The sequence below is a fragment of the Leucobacter triazinivorans genome, assembly GCF_004208635.1.
In the GTDB taxonomy this organism is placed as follows: Bacteria; Actinomycetota; Actinomycetes; order Actinomycetales; family Microbacteriaceae; genus Leucobacter; species Leucobacter triazinivorans.
The window spans coordinates 489976-514934 of sequence record NZ_CP035806.1 but is presented as its reverse complement, the minus strand read 5'-3'; the positions used below and the strand labels follow the sequence as shown (position 1 = coordinate 514934).

25 protein-coding genes and 1 pseudogene are annotated in these 24959 nt (G+C 70.4%); 15 read left to right on the top strand and 11 right to left on the bottom strand.

All coding sequences use genetic code 11. The features are described from left to right. Positions 1-4: 4 nt before the first annotated feature. The 7 genes from EVS81_RS02335 to argG all read left to right on the top strand — a co-directional run bounded on the left by EVS81_RS02335 (position 5) and on the right by argG (position 7087). The gene (locus EVS81_RS02335; protein WP_165384167.1) at positions 5-787 is read left to right on the top strand and encodes an ATP-binding cassette domain-containing protein; all 783 of its coding nucleotides are present in this window, start codon (positions 5-7) and stop codon (positions 785-787) included. Then, complete coding sequence (locus EVS81_RS02330; RefSeq protein ID WP_130108961.1) at positions 784-1998, top strand: hypothetical protein; 1215 nt, start codon at positions 784-786, stop codon at positions 1996-1998. Before EVS81_RS02335 ends, EVS81_RS02330 begins: the two co-directional genes overlap by 4 nt. 35 nt (positions 1999-2033) lie before the next feature. Then, complete coding sequence (locus EVS81_RS02325) at positions 2034-2600, top strand: hypothetical protein (RefSeq protein WP_130108960.1); 567 nt, start codon at positions 2034-2036, stop codon at positions 2598-2600. A 251-nt stretch (positions 2601-2851) separates the two neighbouring features. Beyond that, entirely contained in the window at positions 2852-3709 is an 858-nt protein-coding gene (locus tag EVS81_RS02320) for an aldo/keto reductase (protein WP_130108959.1), read from the top strand. A gap of 34 nt (positions 3710-3743) precedes the next feature. Next, on the top strand, positions 3744-4733 hold the full coding sequence (locus EVS81_RS02315; RefSeq protein WP_130108958.1) for a malate dehydrogenase: 990 nt from the start codon (positions 3744-3746) through the stop codon (positions 4731-4733). A gap of 491 nt (positions 4734-5224) precedes the next feature. Beyond that, positions 5225-5620, top strand: coding sequence for an MmcQ/YjbR family DNA-binding protein (locus EVS81_RS02310; RefSeq protein ID WP_165384166.1), 396 nt, complete (start codon positions 5225-5227; stop codon positions 5618-5620). A 45-nt stretch (positions 5621-5665) separates the two neighbouring features. Beyond that, entirely contained in the window at positions 5666-7087 is a 1422-nt protein-coding gene (gene argG, locus EVS81_RS02305) for an argininosuccinate synthase (RefSeq protein WP_130108956.1), read from the top strand. A gap of 297 nt (positions 7088-7384) precedes the next feature. On the opposite strand, the gene EVS81_RS02300 is transcribed toward argG, so the two are convergent. Next, a complete protein-coding gene (locus EVS81_RS02300) occupies positions 7385-7633 on the bottom strand; it encodes a WhiB family transcriptional regulator (RefSeq protein WP_017884807.1) in 249 nt (82 codons plus the stop codon). A gap of 198 nt (positions 7634-7831) precedes the next feature. Between EVS81_RS02300 and EVS81_RS02295 the strand changes: the two genes are divergently transcribed. Continuing rightward, positions 7832-8254 carry a hypothetical protein gene (locus EVS81_RS02295; protein ID WP_130108955.1) on the top strand — a complete coding sequence of 141 codons (423 nt, stop codon included), beginning with the start codon at positions 7832-7834 and terminating at the stop codon, positions 8252-8254. Here the strand turns inward: EVS81_RS02295 and bcp are convergent. The 3 genes from bcp to aroA form a co-directional block, all read right to left on the bottom strand. After that, positions 8251-8730 (bottom strand): thioredoxin-dependent thiol peroxidase, encoded by a 480-nt coding sequence (gene bcp / locus EVS81_RS02290; protein ID WP_130108954.1) that lies wholly within the window; start codon positions 8728-8730, stop codon positions 8251-8253. The two genes, EVS81_RS02295 and bcp, sit on opposite strands and share 4 nt — an antisense overlap. A gap of 130 nt (positions 8731-8860) precedes the next feature. Then, the gene (rsgA, locus tag EVS81_RS02285; RefSeq protein ID WP_130108953.1) at positions 8861-9919 is read right to left on the bottom strand and encodes a ribosome small subunit-dependent GTPase A; all 1059 of its coding nucleotides are present in this window, start codon (positions 9917-9919) and stop codon (positions 8861-8863) included. Then, a complete protein-coding gene (aroA, locus tag EVS81_RS02280; RefSeq protein WP_240739927.1) occupies positions 9916-11496 on the bottom strand; it encodes a 3-phosphoshikimate 1-carboxyvinyltransferase in 1581 nt (526 codons plus the stop codon). Before aroA ends, rsgA begins: the two co-directional genes overlap by 4 nt. Before the next feature lie 207 nt (positions 11497-11703). Here aroA and EVS81_RS02275 point away from each other — a divergent pair, with 207 nt between their 5' ends. Beyond that, complete coding sequence (locus EVS81_RS02275) at positions 11704-12348, top strand: sigma-70 family RNA polymerase sigma factor (RefSeq protein WP_240739926.1); 645 nt, start codon at positions 11704-11706, stop codon at positions 12346-12348. Beyond that, positions 12345-12593 carry an anti-sigma factor family protein gene (locus EVS81_RS02270; RefSeq protein ID WP_130108952.1) on the top strand — a complete coding sequence of 83 codons (249 nt, stop codon included), beginning with the start codon at positions 12345-12347 and terminating at the stop codon, positions 12591-12593. The genes EVS81_RS02275 and EVS81_RS02270 overlap by 4 nt, the downstream gene beginning before the upstream one ends. Positions 12594-12728: 135 nt before the next feature. Here the strand turns inward: EVS81_RS02270 and EVS81_RS02265 are convergent, their stop codons facing one another. The 3 genes from EVS81_RS02265 to EVS81_RS02255 all read right to left on the bottom strand — a co-directional run bounded on the left by EVS81_RS02265 (position 12729) and on the right by EVS81_RS02255 (position 16378). After that, positions 12729-13454, bottom strand: coding sequence for a tyrosine-protein phosphatase (locus EVS81_RS02265; protein ID WP_130108951.1), 726 nt, complete (start codon positions 13452-13454; stop codon positions 12729-12731). 49 nt (positions 13455-13503) lie between these two features. Then, positions 13504-15078 (bottom strand): ABC transporter substrate-binding protein, encoded by a 1575-nt coding sequence (locus tag EVS81_RS02260; RefSeq protein WP_130108950.1) that lies wholly within the window; start codon positions 15076-15078, stop codon positions 13504-13506. Positions 15079-15469: 391 nt separating this feature from the next. Next, on the bottom strand, positions 15470-16378 hold the full coding sequence (locus EVS81_RS02255) for an alpha/beta fold hydrolase (protein WP_130108949.1): 909 nt from the start codon (positions 16376-16378) through the stop codon (positions 15470-15472). Between the two features lie 52 nt (positions 16379-16430). On the opposite strand from EVS81_RS02255, the gene EVS81_RS02250 reads away from it, so the two are divergent. Continuing rightward, on the top strand, positions 16431-16898 hold the full coding sequence (locus EVS81_RS02250) for an SRPBCC family protein (RefSeq protein WP_130108948.1): 468 nt from the start codon (positions 16431-16433) through the stop codon (positions 16896-16898). Here EVS81_RS02250 and EVS81_RS02245 read toward each other — a convergent pair. From EVS81_RS02245 to EVS81_RS02235, 3 genes are all read right to left on the bottom strand, one after another. Continuing rightward, positions 16825-17361 (bottom strand): Fe-S oxidoreductase, encoded by a 537-nt coding sequence (locus EVS81_RS02245; protein ID WP_420813272.1) that lies wholly within the window; start codon positions 17359-17361, stop codon positions 16825-16827. The two genes, EVS81_RS02250 and EVS81_RS02245, sit on opposite strands and share 74 nt — an antisense overlap. Positions 17362-17381: 20 nt before the next feature. After that, positions 17382-18275: an arginase family protein gene (locus tag EVS81_RS02240; protein ID WP_130108947.1), complete on the bottom strand. Its 894-nt coding sequence runs from the start codon at positions 18273-18275 to the stop codon at positions 17382-17384. A gap of 101 nt (positions 18276-18376) precedes the next feature. Further along, positions 18377-19213 carry a DUF3097 family protein gene (locus EVS81_RS02235; RefSeq protein ID WP_130108946.1) on the bottom strand — a complete coding sequence of 279 codons (837 nt, stop codon included), beginning with the start codon at positions 19211-19213 and terminating at the stop codon, positions 18377-18379. Between the two features lie 51 nt (positions 19214-19264). Here EVS81_RS02235 and EVS81_RS02230 point away from each other — a divergent pair, with 51 nt between their 5' ends. From EVS81_RS02230 to EVS81_RS02220, 3 genes are read left to right on the top strand one after another with little or no spacing between them, the layout of a single operon-like run. Beyond that, entirely contained in the window at positions 19265-20593 is a 1329-nt protein-coding gene (locus tag EVS81_RS02230) for an MFS transporter (protein ID WP_205879373.1), read from the top strand. Between the two features lie 20 nt (positions 20594-20613). Beyond that, entirely contained in the window at positions 20614-21711 is a 1098-nt protein-coding gene (locus tag EVS81_RS02225) for an enoyl-CoA hydratase/isomerase family protein (protein ID WP_130108945.1), read from the top strand. A gap of 53 nt (positions 21712-21764) precedes the next feature. Further along, positions 21765-22625: a DNA-methyltransferase gene (locus EVS81_RS02220; RefSeq protein ID WP_130111239.1), complete on the top strand. Its 861-nt coding sequence runs from the start codon at positions 21765-21767 to the stop codon at positions 22623-22625. A gap of 168 nt (positions 22626-22793) precedes the next feature. Here EVS81_RS02220 and EVS81_RS02215 read toward each other — a convergent pair. Further along, positions 22794-23304 (bottom strand): annotated as a pseudogene (locus tag EVS81_RS02215) (beta/alpha barrel domain-containing protein); the annotation flags it as partial. 95 nt (positions 23305-23399) lie between these two features. Here EVS81_RS02215 and pdxR point away from each other — a divergent pair. Next, positions 23400-24953 carry a MocR-like pyridoxine biosynthesis transcription factor PdxR gene (pdxR, locus tag EVS81_RS02210; RefSeq protein WP_130108944.1) on the top strand — a complete coding sequence of 518 codons (1554 nt, stop codon included), beginning with the start codon at positions 23400-23402 and terminating at the stop codon, positions 24951-24953. Positions 24954-24959 lie beyond the last annotated feature (6 nt).

The window sequence follows — 24959 nt, the reverse complement described above, 5'->3', positions numbered from 1 at the left end:
GAGGGTGGCGTTATCTTTGCGGCACAACCTGCTTCTTCAGGTGTCGGGTCTGAGCTACTTCTACGGGAGTGCGCCCGCGCTGCGCGATCTCGACGCACGGTTTCCCGTAGGCGTCACCGGCTTGGTCGGGCCGAACGGGTCGGGCAAAACAACGCTGCTCCGCGTGCTCGCCGGTATGAAATCGCCCAAGAGGGGGCGAATGGAATTCTGCGGTGAGCCTGTGGCACGCGCGCGGCAGCGGTCGAAGCATCGAGCCTCGATCGGGTACATGCCGCAGGAACCCGATTGGATCGGTGAGTTCACGGTGCGCGAACTATTGGAGTACTTCGGCTATCTGCGTTGCGGCCGAAACCTGGCGACCCGTACCAAGATCGATCGTACGCTCGAAAAGCTCGATCTCGTGGAGCAGCAGCGCACCCGGCTCGGGCAGCTCTCTGGCGGGCAGAAACGGCGGGCATTCCTCGGCCAGGCTATCGTGCACGAGCCGCCGGTGCTGATTCTCGATGAGCCGACGGTCGGACTCGATCCCGTGCAGCGAGCCCAGCTGCGAAGGTATCTCCACGCGGTGGCGAAGGATCGCATCGTGATCATCTCGACGCATCTCGTGGAAGACATCGCGCATATCGCTGACTCGATCCAGGTGCTGCAGGAGGGGTGTGGAGTGTGGCACGGTTCTCCAGCGGAACTGGCGCAGCTCGGTTGGGAAGCCGGCGTTTCAGGGATGTCTGAGATTGAGCGGGGAATGTTGCGAGTCCTTGGCTTGGAAGCAGGGAGCGCTCCCACATGAAACGTTCGCTGGGACTCTGGCTCGGCGGTGTCTGGTTTTGCGCGGCCCTGGCACTGATGTTCACGCTCGACGAGCGTGCGGTTTGGAGTACAGCGTGGATCACGAATATTGTCGTGTCGCTCAGCATCGTCCTCTCGCCGATCCTTCTCGGGCTGGGCGCTGCCGATAGCGTGCGTGTGCTGCGGGCGGAGGGTGCCAGGGAACTCGTCTATGCATTGCCAATACATCTCTCGTGGCGAATGCTGGGTAGTCGGGCACTCGTCTCGGCGCTGTGGACCACCTCGGGAATGCTCATCGCGCTGGTGATTGGGTATGTGCTCACCATCGTGCACGGGGCGACCCCGATGACCAGTGCGGTGTTCGAGATCGCGCTCGCGGTTCTCGGAAGCTTCGCCTTCGTAATGTTGGGCCAGGCGGTCGGGGCGATGATTCCCTCGTGGCTCACACCACCGGTCGTCGCTATCGGACTTTACCTGGCGTACGGTTTCAATCTCGGAGGCGTGGGGGCGTTGTTCTACTTCGTTTCAGCAGGCGACACGCTCTCGAGTTCTTTCGTTCTGCGGAGAGAGATCTTCGTGGTGTACGCGGCCACGTTCGGGTTGATCTGGGTCCTCGCGCTGCTGCTCATCTGGGTCGTGATGGGGCAGCGTCGAATCGCCAGAAACCTGGTGACCCTGCTTCTCGCGGCGGTCCTCGTTGGTGGAGGGACGAGCGTTCTCGCAGCTGAGGGCGACGGCGTCTTCGTCTACGTCCCGGTTGGAGAACGAGTGTGCTCTAACCTTCCTGAGAGCAGGGCGCGGGTCTGTTTGCCTCGGGAACAACAGGAGTCCCTCGCCGGTGCAATCGAACTGCTCGCTCCAGTTGCCGCGAGAGTCAGTGAGCTCGAACCGACAGCGGGCGGGGCTACCTATTCGCCGTTCACTGCAGGTACGAAGCAGAACATCTACTTCGAACCGCTGATCGGAGAGGACGAGGCCGACCGTGACGACATCACCATGTCCGTCGTGCTCTCTCTGGCGGACTGCGGTGATGCCTTGCCGGCCAGACCAGATATAGACGTTGCGCTCTCGATCGTCGCTACCTGGATCATGCCGGGTTTCTCGGGCGTGGGCATGCTGATGGAGACCGCGGACTTTTCCGATGGGCCCCCGACTCTGGCTCAGGCCCAGGAAGGGCTGCTGATGCTGCAACGGTGCGAGGGCGATGCTTGATGCCTGGATTGAGGCTGTTCCTCAAATCGCGCCGGTTGTCGATGCTCGTGCCTGCGGTGGGTGCGAGCCTGCTCCTCTTGATGGCAGTGCCGAGCGTGCTTCGCGACTCACCCATCACCTCTGATTGGGCCACAGTGCCGCTGCTCTCCGTCGCCGTGTTCCCCGGAATCGTGTGGACGGTGCTCGCAGCGTCACCAGGCCGAGCACTGGAGTCGTCACTGCCCAGGCTCCGTTTGCGGGTCTACCGCTCGATTCTGTTCATCTGCACGGTGAGCGCTTGTGTGCTCGTGGCTGCATGCGCCGTGAACCTGCGTCTATTCATGGAGGCCGAAGCTGTGGCCGTGTATCGCAATGTCTTGTTCGGGTTAGGCGCGGGATCGCTGAGCGCGGTGCTGTTGCAGCGTCAGCTCGCCTGGATGCCGCTGCTGAGCTATGCGGTGCTGAACTGGACGGTGGGCACATCGACCTCGTGGGGAACGGCGAGAGCGTGGTCGCTGCTCAACGCCGACGCTGCGTCGGGATCGGCCATCGCGACTACGGTACTCGTGCTGGTTACCGGTGGGATCAGTTACGCGGTTGCGGACGGAAAAGGGAACCGATGACTTACGGAGCCGCGCTTTGGCGTCCTGCACTCTGCCGCGGATCTTGAACCGGCATCGCCTACCAAGCGGTTGCCGCGGATATCGTGATTTCTTCCTCGGCATGAACGAATACGTTCGTGAGCATCGAGCGGACCTGGAGCGCGTGATACTGATGGTCGAAGAGGCGCGGTAGAGGACGGCATATCTCAGCGGCGAGGTCGGTGGCCGGGCATAGACTGACCCGCAGGAGTCCCCGAGCGAAAGCGAGAGCCATGACCGTGCTGTCGATCCCGAATGTCACTCTGACGAACGGCGTGCTCAGCGAAGGTGCGCCCGTCGAGATCCCGCAGCTGGGGCTCGGCGTCTTCCTGGTCGAACCGGGGGAGACCGAGCGCATCGTCTCCGACGCGCTCGAGACGGGCTATCGGCACATCGACACGGCGAGCTACTACCGCAACGAGGCCGAGGTGGGCCGAGCCGTCGCGGCGAGCGGCATTCCCCGCGACGAGATCTTCGTCACGACCAAGCTGTGGAACGCGGATCAGCCGCGCCCTCGCGAGGCCTTCGAGGAGAGCCTCGACCGGCTGGGGCTCGATCGTGTCGATCTCTTCCTGATCCACTGGCCGCAGCCCGAACGGGGCGAGGCGCTCGGCGCGTGGCGATCCCTCATCGAGATCGCGCAGTCGGGGCGCGCCTCGGCCATCGGCGTCTCCAACTTCGAGGTCGAGCACCTCACCGAGCTCATCGACGCGACGGGCGTGGTTCCCGCGGCGAATCAGATCGAGCTGCACCCGCTGCACCAGCGCCGCGAGCTCACCGCGTTCTGCCGCGAGCACGGCATCGCCGTCGAGGCCTGGGGGCCGCTCTCGCAGGGCAAGTCCGACCTGCTCGAGCGCCCGGAGGTCGCCGCCGCGGCTGCAGCCCACGGCAAGACGCCGGCGCAGGTCGTGCTGCGGTGGCACGTGCAGCAGCAGCGCATCGTGTTCCCGAAGACATCGCGCCGCGAGCGTCTGGTGGAGAACGCCGACATCTTCGACTTCGCGTTGAGCGACGCCGAGATCGCGGCCATCGACGCGCTGGACGAGCAGCGGGGCTTCGGCCCCGATCCGCGCGCGTTCAACGCGCGGTAGTCGCGGGCCCGCACATCACGGAAGAGGAGAGCACATGCCGAAACCACCCGTCACCATCACGCTCACCGGCGCAGGCGGCCAGATCGGATACGCCGCGATGTTCCGGATCGCCGCGGGCGACATGCTCGGAGCCGACCAGCCGGTGGCGCTGCGGCTGCTCGAGATCCCGCAGGGCATGCGCGGGGCCGAGGGCGCGGCCATGGAGCTCGCCGACTGCGCGTTCCCGCTGCTCGCGGGGGTGGAGATCACCGACGACCCGAACGTCGGATTCGACGGCGCGAGCGTCGCCATGCTCATCGGCTCGCGCCCCCGCACCGCGGGCATGGAGCGCGGCGATCTGCTCGCGGCGAACGGAGCGATCTTCGGCCCGCAGGGGCGCGCGATCGGCGCGCACGCCGCCGATGACGTGCGCGTGATTGTTGTGGGCAACCCGGCCAACACGAACGCCCTCATCGCGCAGCAGCACGCGCCCGACCTGCCGCCCGAGCGCTTCACCGCCCTCACCCGGCTCGACCACAACCGGGCCGTGGGGCTGCTCGCCGCCGAGGCGGGCGTCGCGGTCGCAGACGTCGGCGGCGTGACGATCTGGGGCAACCACTCGGCCACGCAGTACCCCGACCTGAGCCACGCGACCGTGTCGGGGAGGCCGGCGCTCGATGCCGTCGACCCGGCGTGGGCGCGCGGCGCATACGTGGATCGCGTGGCGAAGCGCGGTGCGGAGATCATCGAGGTGCGCGGCGGCTCGTCCGTGGCGTCGGCTGCGAACGCCGCGATCGAGCACGTGCGCGACTGGGCGCTCGGCACGCCGGACGGGGCCTGGACGAGCGCAGCGGTCGTCTCGCGCGGCGAGTACGGAGTGCCGGCGGGGCTCGTGTCGTCCTTCCCCGTCGTATCGCGCGGCGGCGACTGGGAGATCGTCGAAGGGCTCTCGGTCGACGAGTTCTCGCGGCGGCGGATCGACGCCTCCGTGGCGGAGCTTGTGGCCGAGCGCGATGCCGTGCGCGAGCTCGGACTGATCGAGTAGCCGGGCTGCTCGGACAGGAGACGGGTGCGGTACCGGGAGCGCGACTCGAGGATCCCGGGCGCGGTGCTGTGGCGCACCTCGAGCAGCGGAACGGTGAGCGTGCCGCCCGACGGCTGCAGGAGCGCATCGGCGAGGGGGCCTGCTTCGAGAGCGCGGTGAGCGGTGTTCTGCGGCAAGTGGACCCGCCCAGGCTCGGGGGCAGGCGGCGTCTGATCGAGGTGATCGCCCGGGCCGCTGAGCGTGTGGGCTCCACTGGCCGAGGTCGCCTCCCGGTGCGGGTACGCGGACCAGTCGCACATGACGCGCGAGTTCGCCGATCTGGGCGGCAGACGTCCGAGCGAACTCCGGCCGCGCCTGCGAACGGGCGGCGCGGAGCGCGTCCGAAACGTTCACGCCGCGGAATGCTCGTGAGTGATACGTTGCATTCACCGCGCTGCGCGAACGAGCCGTTCGATCGCGCATTCCGCACGGATACCCTCAGGAGGCCCGCCGTGACACCACACCCACCCCTCGTCGCCGCAGTGGACGAGAACTGGCTGCAGCAAGCGGCCGACCGGCTGCCCGGAGCCGTGCTGACGCGGAAACCGGAGTGGGAGGCGCTGACGCTGACGGTGGGCGGAAGGCTTTTCGGCATGTACGGTGCAGACAACCTCGGCCGGCTGATCCTCACGATGAAGGGCGATCCTCTGGAGAACGAGGCGCTGCGACAGGAGTTCGCCGAGATCGTGCCCGGGTACTACGCCAACAAGCAGCACTGGAACTCGGTGCTGCTGGAGCGCGCGACCTTCTCTGCGGAGCGGCTCGGCGAGATGCTCGAGGAGTCGTACACCCTGGTCTTCGGCAGGCTCACGAAGAAACTGCAGGCCGAGCTTCGGGATTCGCGCTGACGGAGAGGGAAATCGTCGGCCGTCGCAGACCCTAGGATAGAAGCCATGTCCAAGGTTCTTTCTTCTCTTCCCGTTGGCGAGCGTGTCGGCATCGCCTTCTCCGGTGGCCTCGATACCTCCTGCGCGGTCGCGTGGATGCGCGAGAAGGGGGCGATCCCCTGCACCTACACCGCCGACATCGGGCAGTACGACGAGCCCGACATCGACGGGGTTGCGGGCCGTGCCAAGGAGTACGGAGCTGAGATCGCCCGCCACGTCGACGCGAAGCGCGCGCTCGTGGAGGAGGGCTTCGTCGCCCTGCAGACCGGCGCGTTCAACGTGCGCTCGGGCGGCAAGACCTACTTCAACACCACGCCGCTCGGCCGCGCCGTCACCGGCACGCTGCTCGTGCGCGCCATGAAGGAGGACGGCGTCGACATCTGGGGCGATGGCTCCACCTACAAGGGCAATGACATCGAGCGCTTCTATCGCTACGGTCTCATGGCCAACCCCGCGCTGCGCATCTACAAGCCCTGGCTCGACAAGGACTTCGTCGAGGAGCTCGGCGGCCGCCACGAGATGAGCGAGTGGCTCGTCGCCCACGGCTTCCCCTACCGCGACGCCACAGAGAAGGCCTACTCGACCGACGCCAACATCTGGGGCGCCACGCACGAGGCGAAGAAGCTCGAGTTCCTCGACGCCGGACTCGACATCGTCGAGCCCATCATGGGCGTCGCGGCATGGCGCGACGACGTCGAGGTCGCCACCGAGGAGGTGTCGGTGCGCTTCGAGGCGGGCCGCCCCGTCGCGATCAACGGCGTGGAGTACGACGATCCGGTGGCCCTCGTCTTCGAGGCGAATGCGATCGGCGGTCGTCACGGTCTCGGGGTCTCCGATCAGATCGAGAACCGCATCATCGAGGCGAAGTCGCGCGGCATCTACGAGGCGCCCGGCATGGCGCTGCTCCACATCACCTACGAGCGCCTCGTCAACGCGATCCACAACGAGAACACGCTCGCCTCATACCACAACGACGGCCGCAAGCTCGGCCGCCTCATGTACGAGGGGCGCTGGTTGGATCCCGAGTCGCTCATGCTGCGCGAGGCGCTGCAGCGCTGGGTCGGCTCCGCGATCACGGGCGAGGTCACCCTTCGCCTGCGCCGCGGCGACGACTACACGATCCTGAACACCACCGGCCCCAGCCTCAGCTACCACCCCGAGAAGCTCTCGATGGAGCGCACGGTCGGCGCCGCCTTCGGGCCGGAGGACCGCATCGGTCAGCTGACCATGCGCAATCTCGACATCGCCGACTCCCGCGCGCGTCTCGAGCAGTACGCGTCGCTCGGCCTCGTCGGCGGTGCGACCGCCGAGCTCGTGGGTGAACTCGAGAGCGGTGGTGCGGCGCAGATCGCCGATGCCGTCGGCGGCATCGACGAGGACGCCGACGAGCTCGGCCTCGCGGCCGCGTTCGACGCGGGCACCGACTGACGCCACCGCTGCGCGAGCGATGGCTGATTGCGCGAGCGCAGGCTGATTGAGCGAGCGAAGGCTGATTGAGCGAGCGAAGCGAGTCGAAATCCGAGGGTGAAGGATTCGACTCGCTGCGCTCGTTCAACCCGCGGAACGATTGCTGCTGCTCGCTCAACCCGCGGGCGGGCTGCGTTGCCCGGCAGGCATGGGAGCTGAAGGCGCTCGGCCGGCCGAAACGCCGCAGCGGGAGCGGCAGATGCACGAGAGGCCCCGAACCGTTTCCACGGTCCGGGGCCTCTCGTCAGTGCTGGGGGATCAGCTCGCGCGACGGGCGCGGGCTGCGCGGCGCTTGAGCGCGCGGCGCTCGTCCTCGCTGAGACCGCCCCAGACACCCGAATCCTGACCGGTGTCCATGGCGTACTGCAGGCACATCTCGGTCACCGTGCAGCGCGCGCACACCGACTTGGCTCGCTCGATCTGCTCGACCGCCGGGCCGGTGTTCCCGACCGGGAAGAAAAGCTCGGGGTCCACGGTGAGGCAGGCTGCCTTCTCGCGCCAATCCATCAATTGTCCTCCTCTAGTGCAACGCACGCACGCGAAATACCTGGGAGGCCATGTAGCCTAGAATCTCGCGCCGTTCATACCTGAAACGTGGCTGAGAATGCTCACGTCGGTGTGCGCGAAACTCGACGAAATATATAGTTTCACGGATGTAGAAGCAAATCAATAGTTAATTTGCAATTGTCTGGAAAGAGAGCCGCAATGACCTCGTCACCTGCCGAACATCCCCGCTCACGGATGGGCTGGGCCGCGCTGCGCGCGCTGCTCGGTCTCGAGAGCCTGATGCTCGTGTGGGTGCTGATCGCGACGGTGCTCGGCGCGCTGGGATCCACGACCGCGGCGGTGCAGAACCTGAGTCTCGTCGCGATGGCCGCGCTGTCTCTCGTCTGGGTGGCGGTGACGTTCGCCGGTTCCCTGCGCGCGCGGGTGAGCTGGGTGCGCGGATCCGCGCTCACGATCCACGTGCTCCTCTTCGCGGCCGGTACGGGTTGCCTGCAGCTCGCCATCGGACCGTGGTGGTTCGGGTTCGCGCTGGTCGCGGCTGCGCTGCTGGGGTTCCTCTCCGCGGTGCTCGCGCGCCCCGAGCTCCCGGAGAACGGCTCGGACTCCGTTACCGTGAGCTAGGCGTCGAGGCCGAGGAGCTTCAGCACCCGCGCGACATGGCCCGTCGCCTTGATGTTGGTGAGGGCGTGCTCGATCAGACCATCGGCATCGATCACGAATGTCGAGCGGATCACGCCTTCGACGATGCGTCCGTAGCTGTTCTTCGTGCCGTAGGCACCGTACGCGCGGTGCACTGCGGCGTCGGGGTCGCTGAGAAACGGGTACTCCAAGCCGTCGCGATCGGCAAAGCGACGGAGGCGTTCGACTGAGTCTCGGGACATGCCGAGCACACGATACCCGGCCGTGGCGAGCTGGTCCGAGGACTCTTGGAACTCGCACGACTCCTTCGTGCACGCCGGCGTCATCGCCTCCGGAATGAAGAACAGCACCACCTTCTCGCCTCGGAAATCGGCGAGGGAACGGGTATTCCCGTCCTGATCCTGGAGCGAGAAATCGGGTGCGGGCTGTCCGGGTTCGAGAATCACGCGTTCGGTCATGCTTCCCAGCCTAGTGCCGCTCAACCGCGCTCCGGTACGTGGCGCCGGCCGCGACCGATCGTGGCAGGATCCCGCGCCTGCGAGCTCCCTCCCGGGGCTGTGGCTCCGGCTCGCGCCGCGGAGAGTGCGGTCACTTGAGCAGACGCCGCAGCGACTCCACCCGTGCGGCACCCGCAGCGTCGAGCCTTCCGTCGGCGACTGCCGCGTCGAGCTCGCAGTCGGGTGCGTCATCCTGATGCGTGCAACCGCGCGGGCAGAGGTCGATGATCTCGGCGAGGTCGGTGAAGCCGCGCAGGATCCCGTCGCTCGTCACGTGCCCCAGCCCGAACGAGCGCACGCCGGGGGTGTCGATGACCCACCCGGATTCGCCGCCGGCGCTGCGCGGGGTCGCCGCGCGGAGCGCGACGGACGAAGACGAGGTGTGTCGACCCCGCCCCGTGACCTCGTTGACGTGCCCGGTCGCCCGATCCGCGTCGGGTACGAGCGCGTTGATGAGGGTCGACTTGCCCACCCCGGAGTGGCCGACGAATACGGTCGTCCTGCCGGCCAGCGACGCCCGGATCTGAGCGAGCGGCCAGGCGCCCGGCGCCGAGCGGAATACCGGCACCTCGAGCGCGGAGAAGTGCGCCAGGAACGGTTCGGGGTCGGCCAGGTCGATCTTGGTGATGCAGATGAGCGGGCGTATCCCCGCGTCGTAGGCGGCTACCAGATAGCGGTCGACCAGACGCACGCGCGGTTCTGGATCGGCTGCGGCCACCACGATGAGCATCTGGTCGGCGTTGGCCACCATCACCCGTTCCACGCGGTCGCTGTCGTCCGCGCTGCGGCGCAGCACGGTGCGACGATCCTCGAGCCCCACGATACGGGAGAGCGATCCCTCCGAGCCGCTCGTATCGCCGACCAGCTGCACGCGATCGCCGATCACAATGGGGGTGCGGCGCAGTTCCCGCGCGCGGGCGGCGAGCACGCTGTGCTCGTCGGGGTGCCCGGGATCCGATCCCGCCGGGACGAGGGCGGTGTACCGACCCCGGTCCACCGCGGTGACCATCCCGACGACGGCGTCCGAGTGCTCGGGGCGCCGCTTGGTGCGCGGGCGGTTCGCCTTCGGGTTGGGACGCTGCCGGACTTCATGCTCGGCGTATTCCCCGTACGGAATATCCTCATCCTCGTCCGGAGCGAGCCAGCTCATGCGTCCCCGGATCCGTCGAGTCCGCCGAGCAGGTCCCCGAGGCCGAGGTCGTCGCCGCTCGGGTGCTCCGCGACCGTTTCGGCGAGGCCGCCGCCCTCGCCGCCCCCGGCGATGCCGGCGAATCCGAGCGCGCCGAACGCGCCTGTGCTCAGGCCGCCGGGGGTCGGGGATGCCTGGGCGAGCGTGGGATCCTCGATCCCGAGCATGCGGGCCCACAGCTGCGGGAACTGGGGCAGCGTCTTCGAGGTGGATGCGATGTCCTCGACCTCGACTCCGGGCGCGCGCAGGCCGATGAGCGCGCCGGTGGTCGCCATGCGATGGTCGGCATAGCTGTGCCAGACGCCGCCGTGCAGGGCGGCCGGGCGGACGGCGATCCCGTCGTCCAGCTCTTCCGCATCGCCGCCGAGCCTGCAGATCTCGGTCACGAGCGCCGCGATGCGATCGGTCTCGTGGTGCCGGATGTGGCCGATGCCCGTGATCTCGCTCGGCTCGCCGTCGGTGCCGTCTGTGCCGTGGGCGGCGAGCGCCGCGAGGCCGACGAGGGTGGGGGCCAGCTCGCCCGCCTCGGGCACGTGCAGGCGCACCCCGCGGAGTGCGCCTGCGGACGTGACGGTGAGCGAGCCGTCGTCCTCGCGCTCGGCGCGGGCGCCGAAGGCGGGCAGTAGCTCGCGCAACTGGTCGCCGACCTGGGTCGTGGTCTCGGGCCAGCCCGTCACCGTGACCGAGCCGCCGAGCGCGAGCGCCGCGGCGAGGAACGGTGCGGCGTTCGAGAGATCGGGCTCGATGCGGCTGTCGAGGGCGCGGATCGGCCCCGGGGCGACCACCCACTCGCCGGCGGCGGGGGAGGAGACCTCGACCCCTCGGGCGTGCAGCGCCGCGATCGTCATCTCGATGTGCGGCAGGCTCGGCAGGCGCTCGCCCGTGTGCACCACGTGCACGCCCTCGTCGAAGCGCGGCGCCGAGAGCAGCAGCGCCGACACGAACTGGCTCGAGAGCGACGCATCGAGCTCGACCCGGCCGCCGCGCAGTGCGCCGGTGCCGTGCACGGTGAACGGCAGCGCGCCGCGCCCCTCGTCGGCGATGTCTGCGCCCAGCGCGCGCAGCGCGTCGAGCACGGGGCGCATCGGGCGCTTGCGGGCGTAGGGATCGCCGTCGAAGGCGACGGGACCGAGCGCGAGCGCCGCCACGGGGGGCACGAAGCGCATGACGGTTCCCGCGAGGCCGCAGGCGATCGACGTGGATCCCGTGAGCTCGTCGGCCGGGGAGATGCGCAGGTCCGAGCCGGTGCGGCTCTCGGTGGGGATCTCTTCGATGCCGGTGCCGAGGGCCCGCAGCGCATCGATCATGAGGGCGGAATCGCGGGAGTGCAGGGGGTCGAGGAGTCGGCCGGGGCCGTCTGCGAGGGCGGAGAGGATCAGCTCCCGTCCGGTGAGCGACTTGGAGCCAGGCAGCGCCACGCGGGCGCTCAGCGGGCCGTCGGCGCTCGGAGCCGGCCACAGCTCGGCGGCCCCTGCGGACCCCTCGCCCGCGCGCACCTCGTCGCCGTCTTTGCCCTGGTTCATCTTCGCGATCAGCATCAGCTCGAGTCTACCCGCCGCTGCTCGCGCCTGCCGAGCTCGCCCCTACTCTTCGCGCGTCAGTAGTTGTCGGCAAGACCTCGGTGAGGTAGCGACTACTGGCGCGCAAAGAGAGGTTGGGCGCTCGGGCGGGCGCTCGAGCCGGCGCTCGGGGCTGGGATCGGGAGGATGAATCGTGAAGGGAAGAAGGGGGAATAGGATCGGAGTGTGAGTGATACCGCGGCGCAGGCCAGACTGGAACAGCGCTTCTCCGAGGAGGCGCTGCCGCTGCTCGATCAGCTGTACGGCGCGGCCATGAAGATGACGCGCAATCCTCAGGACGCGCAGGATCTGGTGCAAGAGACCTTCCTCAAGGCGTACTCGGCGTTCGCCTCGTTCACCGAGGGCACGAATCTCAAGGCCTGGCTGTACCGGATCATGACGAACAGCTACATCAACACCTACCGCAAGAAGCAGCGCGAGCCGTATCTCGGGGTGGTCGAGGATCTCGAGGACTGGCAGCTGGGCGGTGCCGAGTCGACCACCGCCGCGTCGGCCCGTTCAGCGGAGGCGGAGGCGATCGACCGCACGCCCGCGACCGTGGTGACCGACGCCCTCAACGCGCTGCCGGAGGACTTCCGCATGGCCGTGTACCTCGCCGATGTCGAGGGCTTCAGCTACCAGGAGATCGCGGACATCGCAGAGGTGCCCATCGGCACGGTGATGAGTCGCCTCCACCGCGGCCGGGCCAGGCTGCGCAAGGCGCTCGGGGAATACGCGAGCGAGCAGGGCGTTGGAAAGGACACGGGAACGAAATCGGCGAAGGCGGCGGCATCGGCCCGGAGCACGAAGAGCGAGGAGGACGCGCGATGAGCGATTGCGGTTGCGACCAGGCGAAGGCCAATCTGTACGAGCTGCTGCGCGGCGAGCTCTGCGCCGAGGAGTCGGCGCCGATCCGCGAGCACCTCGCGCAGTGCCCGGACTGCCGCACGGAGGAGACCGTCTGCATCCGTCTCACCGAGGTGGTGCGGCGCGCCTGCGAGGACGAGCGCGACAGCAACTGCCCCCCTGAGGAGCTGCGGAACGCGATTCTCAAGAACCTGCGCACGGCGGGCTGACGGAGCCGCCTGGGCGTCCGAACTCTCGCCGAAACCGAGCTGTTTCCTCGAGGCTGAGCGTTTCAGCGGGGACAATCGCTGCGGTCTCAGGCAATCGGCTCGGTTTCGGCGGCAGACCCGTCTCACGCCCCGCCGCTACTCCACGAGCAGCGCGTGCAGCCGCTCCAGCGCGTCGTCGGCGACGCCGTTCGCCCGCAGGTAGTCGCGCGTCGACCCGTGCAGCCGCTCCACCGCGGCGAGCGCACGGTCGATGGCCTCGATCGGTGTGCGTCCCACCAGCTGCTCGACCAGCGGTGTGACCTCGATGTCGAGTCCCTGGAGCAGCCGGATGTGGGTCTCGAACCACTCGCCGCTGAGGTGCGCCTCCGAGGCCGCGTAGTCGTGCATCACGTCGTCGCGGTCCACCCCGACCGCCAGCAGAGCGAGGGCTGCGACGGCACCGGTGCGATCCTTTCCCGCCGTGCAGTGAAACAGCGTGGCGCCTCCGGCGCCCGGCTCGGCCAGCATCGTCACCGCTGCGGCGAGCGTGTCTCCGTGTTCGAGGTAGATGAGCTCGGTCAGGGAGAAGATGTCGAGACGCCGCCCGATATGGGCTTCTGCGCTCGGGAAGATCGGGTGCGCGACGAGCGCTGCGGTGTCGGGCAGGATATCCGGTGAACGGAGGCGCTCCCGGTCGTCCCGGAGATCGACGACGCGAACCACACCCAGGTCCGCGAACTGCTCGCGTCCCAGCGGGCTGAGCTGCGCCAGCGTATCCGAACGGAACAGCGTCCCGGGTCGCGTGCTTCCTCCATCGGCGCGGAAGCCGCCCAGATCGCGCAAGTTGTAGGTTCCGTCCACGGGCAGGGGAGCAGAGGTCATGCCCCCATCTTGTCGGGGCGCGGCACGGGAAGCAACGCGGACCCTGCGATCACCGGTCGTGCACGCGAACGCCCTCGAGATTGATGCGGGCGTTGGTGTTGACCCGGGGAAACCCGGTGACGTTCGCGGCGACGACGTTCGTCGGGGTGTAGTTGAAGAGCCACTTGGCCGGCGCGTCCTCGGCGACGCTCCGCGCCGCCTCGCCGAGCAGCCTGGCCTGCTCCTCGGAATCCGGCTCGGCGAGTGCGCGCGCGTAGAGCGATTGCACGGGTCGGCTGTCGTAGCCGAAGTAGGAATCCGGGTTCGCATAGGCGGAGAGGTCGCGCGCCTCGGCGTGATCGACGTAGCTGAGCTGGTAATCGTGATTGGTGTAGACCTGCTCGAGCCAGAGGGGGAACTCGAGCTGCTTGACGGTGACGCTGACACCCACGTCGGCGAGTTGGCTGCGGAGGAGATCGAGCGGCGCCGAATCGTAGTGGCTCGGCACGGTGATCGTGAGGTTCAGATTCGGGTGGCCGGCCTCGACGAGCAGCTGCCGCGCCGAATCGGGATCGTAGTCGTTGATGTCGGTGAGGTCGACGAACCCGGGCTCGAGCTCGGTGATCGGACCGCCGATCGGGCGCCCATCGCCGTTCTGCGAGGCGATGATGGCTCGGGTGTCGATCGCGCGGCTGAGCGCCGTGCGCACCCGGAGATCGTCGAGCGGGGCCCGCGCCGAGTTGTAGGCGAGGGTGAAGATGTCGGCGCCTGCCGCGCGCTGCAGCTCGAAACCGGGGTCGTTCTCAAATTCGGCGCGCAGCGAGGGATGCAGCGCCGTGTGCACGTCGACCTCGCCGGACTCGAGCGCGTCGACGGCCGCGCGCCCCTCCGGGAGGAACCGGAAGGCGACCCGGTCGAGACTCGCCGGTTCGCCCCAGTAGTCGCGGTTCTTGACGAGTGTGAGGGACTCGCCGCGGCGCCACCGGTCGAATGCGTAGGGACCGGTGCCGACCGCCGAGACGGCGAGGTCGTTGCCCGCGTCCGCCTCCCGGATCATGCCCGGCTCGTTCGCCAGCTGCCAGAGCACCTCGGAGTTCGGCTCTGCGAGGGTCAGCACCACGGTCCGGTCGTCGATCCGTGAGATCTCGGCGGCGAAGCCGACGTTCTGCGGCGTCACCGTCTCGCGCAGCGAGGCGACCACGTCCTCCGCAGTCAACTCCTTGCCGGAATGGAAGCGCACGCCGGTTCTCAGTGTGAAGCGGTACTCCCTGCCGTCGGCGCTGATCGACGGCATTTCGGCGGCGAGTACCGGGACGAGCTGGGACACGGTCCCCGGGGCGATGCCCACGAGTCCCTGGTAGACGTTGTCGATGAGCAGTTGTCCGGTCGCCACCCCGGTGGGCGTGCGCATGTCGAGAGTCGTCGGCTCGAGGATCACGCCGATCGCGATCCGCTGCTTGCCTTCGATGCCGAGCCCGCTGCGCACGACCAGCACAAGGGCGACGGCGAGGACCGCGATCACCGCTCCGCCGGCGACGAGCGCCCGCACGACCGGCCGAGCCGGCCGGCGGCCGGCGTGGCCGGGTCGGCTGGAACGGCCGGAACGCTGGTCACGCGGCGCGGGCAGGACGGGGGGCTCGGACACGCGGGGGATTCCTCCTCGGATCGGGCGCGCGGTGTGCGGCCGCGAGCCGGGTTGGCAAGGGCCGGCAGGACTCGTGCTGCCGGCGGCGCGCTTCGGTGCGCGGGCGACGCGGGAGACGGCCCGGATCGACGAGCGGCCGGATCGCCGCGCAAGCGGACGCACCGGGGCCGTGGAGTGTCGCGTGCGGCGGGCGCAGAGATCTCCGCCCGGCCACTGAGCCGAGGATACGCGCGTGCGGCGACCGCTCGCGCATCGAGACGGCGCTTGTTGCAGGGTTGTTATCCAGGACGGTCCGCGGTGCGGCTGTGTGCGGTCCGGTGCGGCTGTGGGCCGGCCGGTGCGGCGGCGTGCCGGCCGGTGCGGGAGCGCGCGGCAGCGCGCCGGGATCCCGTCAGCGCGAGCTCCGCCGCACCGCCTCGGCGAGTGCTGTCGGCGCGGCCTCGTGCAGGTTGTGGGGGCCCGCGAGCGTGATGACCTCGGCGCGCGGCAGGCGTCGGCGCCATTCCTCGACGAGTGCGTCGTTCAGCATTCCCGAGTCCGCGCGAATCAGGGAGACGGGGATCTCGAGCGACTGCAGCGCGTCCCAGATCTCGGCGTAGGGTCGGGCCCCGCCACCGCCCGCAGGCAGCGCATCGAGGTGCGCCAGATGATGCGTCCACTCGATGCGTCCGTCGGGACGGCGCCGCGTGTTGAGCGAGACGCCGCGCGTCAGGGCCGCACGGTCGCTGCCGATACCGAATCGGATCGCGCGGTCCACGATCTCGTCGACGGTCGCGTAGTGTCGCTGCCCCGTGATGAACTCGGCGACGGCGCCGGCATCGCCGGAGGGCGAGACACCGGGGGTGATATCGACGACCACGAGCCGGCCCACGAGCGCCGGGCGGCTCGCCGCGACGAGTGCTGCGGTGAGCCCGCCGAGCGAGTGCCCGAGCAGGGCGACCGGCCGGTGCGAGCAGCGCTCGATGGCCACGGTGACGTCTGGTGCGAGGCGCTGCGGCCGGTAGTCGGCATCGTCGCGCCAGTCGCTGCGGCCGTGCCCGGGGAGATCGAGGGCGAGCGCCGGCGCGCCGAGCGCGAGCAGCATCGGATCGAAGCTGTGCGCGTTGAGACCCGCGCCATGCAGCGCGACCACCTCGGGATCGGCCGGGGCCCCGAAGCGCAGCCCGCTGACGACGCGGCCCTCGCCCACGCTGGCCCGCACCCGCTCGACCACGGGCAGCGGCGCCGCGCGTCCGACCCGCTCGGCGTCGCCTGCCAGGAACCGGAATTCGTCGTCCGCCGGGAGCGCACTATCGTTCATCCCAGCAGAATAGCCGCGGAGAGGGCGAGGTCGTGATCGTGAGCGTGAACCCGTGCCGGTGATCCGTCTGGAGACCAGGATCGCGGCGCCGCCCGCCGCCTGCTTCGCCCTGAGCCTGTCGGTCGACGCGCACACGGCATCGATGCGCGCCTCGGGCGAGCGCGCCGTCGCCGGCGTGATTCGCGGCGAGATGGGGCAGGGAGACGTCGTGACCTGGCGGGCCACCCACTTCGGCGTGCCCTGGCGCATGACGTCGAGGATCACTGAGCACGAGGCGCCGCATCGCTTCGTCGACGAGCAGATCTCTGGACCGTTCGCGCGGTGGTGGCATGAGCACCGCTTCGAGCAGGCTGGCGCGGGAACGCTGATGCTCGATCTCGTGGAGTTCGCCTCCCCGTGCGGGCCGTTCGGCCGGCTCGTGGACCGCCTGGTGCTGAGGCGCTACCTCACCGGTCTGCTGAGCCGGAGGAATCGCTGGCTCGCCGGCGAACTCGAGCCGAACCCGACCGGGCGCGCTTGAGGTACCCGCCGTCGGCGAGACCTGCTTCGATCTCGAAGCGGTTGCGCAGCGGGTCGCGGCCCGCGAGGAGGTAGAGCAGCGGCAGCGCCAGACCGTAGTGCCGCCACTGCTCGCGGTGCACCAGCTCGTGCCGCAGCACCGCCGGTGACGTGTTGCGGTCGGTGAGGTAGCAGGATCCCACGCAGCTGCCGCCGCGCCCGAAGCTCCACCGCGGCATTCCGCGGAAGATCCAGAGCCCTCGGTGTCGCTCGACGCGGCCCGTGCTCCAGATGCTGCCCCAGACGAATCCCACGCAGGTGGCGTAGAGGTGGCCGAGCCGCGCGAGCGGCCACGGGCGCCCGCGCCCGGAGACGGTGCGCCGCTGCGCCGCGCCGGATCCGCGAGCGCCCGATCCGCCCGCGCCCGATCCGTCCGCGCCCGATGCGCCCGCGCCCGATCCGCCCGCGCCCGATCCTGCCGGCACCGACCGCGTCTGCCCGCGGCTCATGCGGAGGCGCCGGAGGTGAGCGCCGCGAGGATGCGCAGTACCGTCGGTACATCATCGGCGGCGACGGCCGGGTCTGCGGGCGCGAACTCGCAGATGGAGGCGCCGGCGAGCGGAAGTAGGGCGACCGCTGCTCGTATGGCGGCGGTCAGCTGCCCGACGGCGAGGCCGAACGGCACTGCTTGGTGCACGGCTGCGAACTCGGCCGGATCGAGCACGTCCAGATCGACGTGCACGTAGACGCGCGTCGCCGCGGAGCTCGTGAGGCGGGAGACGATCGAGGCCGCCAGCTCGCCCGTGTGGGGCGCGGTGGGGGCGGCAGGGGCCCCGCCTGCCCGCGTCGGCGGGTCGAGCACGTGCACCCCCAGCCGCCGCAGCTCATCCTGCTCCTCGGGATCGATCTCGCGCGTGCCGATGAGGGTCAGCAGCGAGGGATCGATCGGAGCGGTCGATGCGAGATCCGGCGCGCCGTCGCCGAGCGCGTGACGCAGGGTCATGCCGGAGGCGGCGCCGGAGGGAGAGGTGCTCGGGTGCTGCAGGTCCGGGTGCGCATCGAACCACAGCACCGCGAGGCTCTCGGATCCGTGCCGGCGCACGGCGGACTCGAGCCCGGGAAGCGACGAGGCGCAGTCGCCGCCGACGATCACCGGCACACCGCCCTCCTCGACGCCGGCGAGCGTCTCGAGTGCGGCGGCGCGCGCTCGGAGCAGGCTGCTCAGGCGCGCGACCGGCGTGCCCATCGCGTCTCCGGCCTCGAGCGGCACCGGGACTTCGCGGGTGGCGGAGGCGGGCAGATCCTCGCGCAGGGTCCCGGCGCCCTCGGCCAGTTGCATGGCGCGTGAGGACGAGGATCCCTGCCACTCGGGCATCACTAGGAACACGGGTGTGGACACGAACCCTCCTCGAGTAGCGCACGTCTGATTCCAGGATACGCCCGCCCGGACGATCGGCGCACTGCACGATGCGTCGGGTGCGGAATCCGCCGATCGCGGGTTCAGTCGACCGTGACGAAGTCGATGAGGTGCTCGACGCGGCCGACGAGCTCGGGCTCGAGATCCCGGAAGTGGCGCACGCGGCCCCGAATCCTGGCCCACGCGTCGGCGATGTCGGCCGGATCCTCCGCGGGCCAGCCGAGCGCCCGGCAGATCCCGGTCTTCCATTCGATGCTGCGCGGGATCGTGGGCCACGCCTCGAGGCCCACGCGCTCCGGTTTCACGGCCTGCCAGATGTCGACGAAGGGGTGGCCGACGATGAGCACGTTCGCGCCGTGCGGGCCCCGCTCGATGGTCTGCGCGATCCGCGACTCCTTGCTGCCCGCGACGAGGTGATCGAGCAGCACTCCCGCGCGGCGCTGCGGTCCGGGACCGAACTCGGCGAGCACCTGCTCGAGGTTGTCGGCTCCCTGCAGCAGCTCGACCACCACGCCCTCGACGCGCAGATCGGCGCCCCAGACCTGCTCCACGAGCTCTGCGTCGTGCTTGCCCTCGACGAAGATGCGGCTCGGCATCGCGGTGCGGGCCCGCTGCTGCTCGACCGCGAACGAGCCCGACGCCGTGCGCTGCCGTCCGGCGGGCTGCCGTTTCGGCATCACAAGCCGTACGGGCTCGCCGTCGATGAGGAAGCCGTCGCTCAGGGGGAAGGCGCGCACCTTGCCCCGGAAGTCCTCGAGCTGCACGAGCCCCTCGCGGGCGCCCACCACGGCGCCGCACCACTCCGACTCCGTGTGCTCCACCACGAGGCCGCGCGCGAGCGCCACCTCCCGTCGCTGCACGGGGCCGCGCCGGGGTCTCATCTGGGCGACCGGGTCGCCGTCATAGCGGTCGTCGAACACGAAGACGAGCCTACCGCGTGCCGCGGGGACGCCCGGTACTAGGCTGGGGCGGTGAGTGTCACGCCGGGGAAGCCGGATCAGCCGCGCCGCGGGCTGCGGTCCCTGCTCGTCGACGTCACCCCGCTGCGGGCGAGCCCGGCGTTCGCGAAGCTCTGGATCGGCTCCTCCGTCTCGCAGATCGGAGCCCAGATCACGATCGTCGCGGTGGGCCTGCACATCTACGACATCACGCACTCGACGCTCGCGGTGTCTCTGCTCGCGCTCTGGGCGCTCGGCCCGATGATCCTCGCCGGCTTCCTCGGGGGAGCGCTCGCCGACACCTTCGACCGGCGCCTCGTCGCGCTCGTGACCGCGATCGTCGCCTGGTGCAGCATCGGCACCCTGACGCTCATCGCCTTCCTCGGTGTGGAGACCACGTGGCCGTACTACGCGCTCGCCGCGCTGAACGCGGCGTCCGCGACGATCAAGGGGGCCACGCAGGGCGCGATCCTGCCCCGGCTGCTGCCGCCCCAGCTGCTGCCGGCCGCCGCGGCGCTCAGCGGGATCACGATGGGGCTCGCGATCACCGTGGGCCCGGCCGTGGCCGGGGTGCTCGTGGCCACCGTCGGCTTCGCCTGGACCTACCTGCTCGACGTGGTGCTCTTCACGGGGGCCTTCTTCGGCATCCTGAGCCTTCCGAGCGTCACCCCGGAGGGGGAGCGCCGCAATCCGGGGCTGGGCTCGGTGGTGGAGAGCCTGCGCTTCCTGCGTCGGGCGCCGAATGTGCGCGCCACCTTCGTGTGGGATCTCGTCGCGATGATCTTCGGCACGCCGCGCGTCGTGTTCCCCGCCGCGGGTGCGCTGGTACTGGGCGGTGGGCCGGTCACGGTCGGGATCCTCACGGCGTCATTCGCGATGGGTTCGCTGCTCAGCGGGCTCTTCTCGGGCCCGCTCGGCGCCGTGCGCAGGCAGGGGCGCGCCGTGACGCTCGCGATCGCGGTCTTCGGCGTCTGCACGACGCTCTTCGGCGTCGTGCTGCTGGTCACGGGAGTCGTCGAGGGGCCCGACGCGCCCGACGCGCCGCTCGTGCCCGCGATCGTGCTGGCCGGCCTCGCGCTCGCCGGAACCGGTGCCGCCGACAACGTGAGCGCGGTCTTCCGCACCACGATCCTGCAGGCGGCCGCCCCGGACGACGTGCGCGGACGCATGCAGGGCCTCTTCTACGTGGTCGTGGCGGGCGGCCCCCGCGTCGGCGACCTCGTGGCGGGCGCGGTGGCGACGCTCATCGCGCTGTGGGCTCCGCCGCTGCTGGGCGGGGTGGTGATCGTCGGGATCATGCTCGTGCTGCTGCGCACGGCGCGCGGATTCCAGCGCTACGACGCGCACCACCCGACCCCGTAGCGCGGTGATACGGTGCTGGGATGAGCCACGACGCCCACCCCGCACCCGCCGAGCCGCTGGTCCTCTCGCGCCGGGAGGGGCCGATCACCCGCATCACGCTCAACCGGCCGCGCGCGATCAACGCGCTGAACCTGGAGATGTTCGAGCTGCTCGAAGCGGCGCTCGAGACGGCGTGGGGCGACGGCTCGACCGCGATCCTGCTCGACGGAGCCGGCGAGCGCGGCTTCTGCGGCGGCGGCGACATCAAACAGCTCTCCGGTCCGCACGGGCGCGAGATCCTGGCCGTCGAATACCGCGTCGATCACATGATCGCCGTCTCGCCGATCCCGGTCGTGGGCTGCATGGACGGCGTGACGATGGGCGGCGGCATCGGGCTCACGGGCCACGCGAGCCATCGGGTGGTCACCGAGCGCAGCCGGCTCGCGATGCCCGAGGCGCGCATCGGGATCACCCCCGACGTGGGAGGTCACCTGCTGCTGGCGCGGGCGCCCGGTCGACTGGGCGAGCTGCTGGCGATCACGGCCGGCGAGATGGACGCAGGCGACGCGATCGCGCTCGGTTTCGCCGATCACTTCGTGCCCTCGGAACGTCTGGGCGATCTCAGAGCCGCGCTCGCCGCAGGCGAGGATCCGGGATCCGCCTGCGCCCGCTTCGCCGATCCCGCACCCGAGTCCTCGCTGCTCGCCGCCAGGGACTGGTGGGATCCGATCGCCGCGGGCGCCCTGGACGGAACGAGCGCGCCCGTGGCCGAGGACTCGGCGGGCGCGGCGCGGCGCCTGGTGCGGGCGCTCGAGGCGAGCGATGCGGAGCCGGCGCGGGCGGCGGCCGAGACCGCCCGGCGCATGTGTCCCACCTCGATCGCGGTGACCCTCGCGCAGCTCGATCGCACGCGGCGCCTCGGACTCGACCTCGCATCGGTGCTCAGCGACGACCTGCGCGTGCTCGGCCGCCTCGCACCGCGCCCCGACTTCGCCGAGGGCGTCCGCGCTCAGGTGATCGACAAGGATCGCGATCCGCGCTGGTCGCCGGCGCGCATCGAGGAGCTCGACCCCGCAGAGCTCGCCGCGATCCTCGCCCCCGACCTCGCAGCCGAAGAGACCCCGCTCGTGCTGCGCTGAGCGCACCCCGCGGTAGCGGCGGCCGCCGACATCGGCGCTAGGCTGGGTCGGTGATCGAAGCCTGGCACCCGAGCGGACCCGATCTGGTGCACGCGGGGGACAACCTCCCGTTCCTGCGGGCGCTGCCCGACGAATCCTTCACGCTGGTGTACCTGGATCCGCCCTTCAACACCGGCCTGTTCCGGCAGGCCGAGCGGGTGCGCGGCGTGCGCACCGAGGAGCGCGAGCCGGGAGGCAGGCTCGGCTTCCGCGGGCAGGGATACACGGTCACCCGAGAGCGCACGCTCGCGTTCGACGATCGCTTCGTCGACTACTGGGAGTTCCTCGAGCCGCGCATCGAGGAGGCGTGGCGTCTGCTCGCACCCGACGGCACGCTGTACCTGCACCTCGACTACCGCGAGGTGCACTACGCGAAGGTGCTGCTCGACGGGCTGTTCGGCCCGGAGTGCTTCATCAACGAGATCATCTGGGCCTACGACTACGGGGCGCGCTCGCGTCGGAAGTGGCCCACGAAGCACGAGAACATCCTCGTCTACGTGAAGGATCCGGATCGCTACCACTTCGACGCCGAGGCCGTGGACCGCGAGCCCTACATGGCGCCGGGGCTCGTCACCGCCGAGCGCGCGCGGCGGGGCAAGCTCCCCACCGACACCTGGTGGCACACGATCGTCTCGCCGACGGGCAAGGAGCGCACCGGTTATCCGACGCAGAAGCCGCTCGGCGTGCTGCGCCGCATCGTGCAGGCCTCGTCGCGTCCGGGCGACTGGGTGCTCGACCCCTTCGCGGGCAGCGGCACGACGGCCGCGGCGGCGGCCGAGTTGGGGCGGCGGTTCGTGGCGGTCGACGACAACGAGGCGGCGATCACCGTCATGCGCGACCGCCTCGCCGGGACGTCGGTGCGGTTCAGCGGGTGAGCCGCGATCCCGCCGCCCCGCGACCTTCGATCTCCCAATGCACTCGAACAATCGGGGACGCATTCGCTGCGCTATCGGCTCGATTCCGCAGCGAATGCGTCCTGAAATTCGAGAGGCCCCTTTCGCCCGCCGGGGAAGCTCTCAGCGGCTTGCGCAGGCGAGCAGCGCCCCCATCGCCCGTGCCGGCCTCGCCCTTGGAACGGATCATGGCCGCGCCCTCCGCGATGCGGCGCAGCGCCTCGCCCAGGTTGGTCGCCCCGCACACGAAGGGCACGGTGAAGTCGCGCTTGTCGATGTGGTTGACGTGGTCGGCGGGGGAGAGCACCTCGCTCTCGTCGATGTAGTCGGCCTCGAGCGCCTCGAGTACCTGCGCCTCGACGAAGTGGCCGATGCGCGCCTTCGCCATGACGGGGATCGAGACGGCCGCCTTGATGCCGTCGATCAGGTCGGGATCGCTCATGCGGGCTACGCCGCCCTGGGCGCGGATGTCGGCCGGCACGCGCTCGAGCGCCATCACCGCGACGGCGCCCGCGTCCTCCGCGATTCGGGCCTGATCCGGCGTGACGACGTCCATGATGACGCCGCCCTTGAGCATGTCGGCGAGGCCCCGTTTCACGAGCGGGGAACCGGTGGCGGCGGGGAAGAGGCGAGCGGTGGGTGCCGGGCTGGTCTCAGTCATGGCTTCCACCCTGGCCGGGTTCGCTGGTCCATGACATGATCCATTTCTGGTGAGTTGAACTGGACCAATCCACCCGCCGCTGACAGACTGGAACGGTGAGCGAGCGTTCCTTCCGAGCACCAGCCGAGTTCCCGGTGCACCTCGACCGCGCGGCCGGGGCTCCGCTCCCGGTGCAGCTCGCGGCCGCGCTGCGCGAGGTGATTGACGCGGCGGGGCTGCGTCCGGGCGAGGAAGTGCCGGCGACCCGGAGGCTCGCGAGCCGTCTCGGCGTGGCCCGGGGCGTGGTGGTCTCCGCCTACGAGCAGCTGATCGCGGAGGGCTATCTGCGTGCGGAGCGCGGCCGCGGCACGGTCGTGAATCCGGATCTCGCGCCGGCGACCGCCGCCGGGCGATCCGCCGCGTCGGCGCCCGGCGGAGTGCCGGTGCGCCCGGGGGATCCACCCGGGGCGGCTCGAGAGCGGGAGCGCCCGTCTCCCGACCCGCACGATCCGACCGGCCCAGCCGGGCCCGAGCCGGAGGGTGCCGTGGCGCGCCCTCCGCTCGCGCCGGGCGCGCCGCTCACCGACGCCGCCGAGCATCCGGCGTGGCGCGCGGCGTGGCGCCGGGCGGCCGCTCGCGCCGACCACCGCCCGCCCGCGCTCGGCGATCCCCGGCTGCGCGCCGAGCTCGCCGAGCATCTGCGCCTCGTGCGCGGCACCGCCAGGCCGGCCCGGGACGTGCTCGTGACCGCAGGCACCCGGGAAGGGCTCGGCCTGCTGCTCACCGCCCTCGGCACCACCCGCGGCAACGGGCTGGTCGTGGGGGTGGAGGATCCGGGGTATCCCTCCCTGCGCGGCGTGGCAGCGCGTCACGGCGCGCGGATCGTGTCGCTGCCGGTCGACGCGGACGGTCTGCGCACCGACGACCTGCCGGCGGGGGTGCTCGACCTCGTCATCGTCACGCCGAGCCACCAGTATCCCGTGGGCGGCTCGCTGCCCCTGCCGCGCCGCCGCGAACTGCTCGACTGGGCCTGGCGCACGGGCGTGGTGGTGGTCGAGGACGACTACGACTCCGAGCTGCGTCACGTCGGCAGCCCGCTGCCGACGCTCGCGGCGCTCGACGACCCGTTCGCGGGATCGGTGGTGACCCTCGGCACCTTCTCGAGCACGGTGACGCCGGCGCTCTCCGCGGGCTTCCTGCTCGCGCCGGAGCAGCTGCGCTCGCTGCTGGAGCCGGTGAGGAGCGACCTCGGATCGCCCGTGTCGGCGGTGGTGCAGCTCGCGCTGGCGGATTACCTGGCGAGCGGCGAGCTGCGCCGCAACATCGCCCGCGTGCGCCGTCGTCACGCGGCGCGCAGGGACCTGATCTCCGAGTGCTTCGCCGGCGTGGCCGGTGCGCGGGTGCGCCCCATGAGCGGCGGGCTGCACGCGGTGGTCGAGCTGGCGGGCGCCGCCTCGACCGCTCAGGACCGCGAAGCGCAGGCGGTCGCGCGGGCGGCCGAGCCGGTGCCGGGCTTTCCGAACGGGCTCGGAGTCGCGGCGCTCGGGGCCTACTGGCAGCACCACCGTTCGGACCGCTCCGCCGGCCTGGTGCTGGGCATGGGCGGTCCGGACGACGCGGAGTTCGGCGCCGCGATCGCGCGGCTGCGCGCGATCCTCGTCGAGGGATGAGGGCGC

Excerpts from the sequence above, each read along its gene's own strand:
- EVS81_RS02265 (WP_130108951.1), bottom strand. The coding sequence starts at position 13,454 with ATGACCTCTGCTCCCCTGCCCGTGGACGGAACCTACAACTTGCGCGAT.
- aroA (WP_240739927.1), bottom strand. The coding sequence starts at position 11,496 with ATGCTGATCGCGAAGATGAACCAGGGCAAAGACGGCGACGAGGTGCGC.
- EVS81_RS02255 (WP_130108949.1), bottom strand. The coding sequence starts at position 16,378 with ATGAACGATAGTGCGCTCCCGGCGGACGACGAATTCCGGTTCCTGGCA.
- argG (WP_130108956.1), top strand. The coding sequence starts at position 5,666 with ATGTCCAAGGTTCTTTCTTCTCTTCCCGTTGGCGAGCGTGTCGGCATC.
- rsgA (WP_130108953.1), bottom strand. The coding sequence starts at position 9,919 with ATGAGCTGGCTCGCTCCGGACGAGGATGAGGATATTCCGTACGGGGAA.
- EVS81_RS02295 (WP_130108955.1), top strand. The coding sequence starts at position 7,832 with ATGACCTCGTCACCTGCCGAACATCCCCGCTCACGGATGGGCTGGGCC.
- EVS81_RS02225 (WP_130108945.1), top strand. The coding sequence starts at position 20,614 with ATGAGCCACGACGCCCACCCCGCACCCGCCGAGCCGCTGGTCCTCTCG.
- EVS81_RS02320 (WP_130108959.1), top strand. The coding sequence starts at position 2,852 with ATGACCGTGCTGTCGATCCCGAATGTCACTCTGACGAACGGCGTGCTC.
- EVS81_RS02300 (WP_017884807.1), bottom strand. The coding sequence starts at position 7,633 with ATGGATTGGCGCGAGAAGGCAGCCTGCCTCACCGTGGACCCCGAGCTT.
- EVS81_RS02315 (WP_130108958.1), top strand. The coding sequence starts at position 3,744 with ATGCCGAAACCACCCGTCACCATCACGCTCACCGGCGCAGGCGGCCAG.
- bcp (WP_130108954.1), bottom strand. The coding sequence starts at position 8,730 with ATGACCGAACGCGTGATTCTCGAACCCGGACAGCCCGCACCCGATTTC.
- EVS81_RS02270 (WP_130108952.1), top strand. The coding sequence starts at position 12,345 with ATGAGCGATTGCGGTTGCGACCAGGCGAAGGCCAATCTGTACGAGCTG.
- EVS81_RS02330 (WP_130108961.1), top strand. The coding sequence starts at position 784 with ATGAAACGTTCGCTGGGACTCTGGCTCGGCGGTGTCTGGTTTTGCGCG.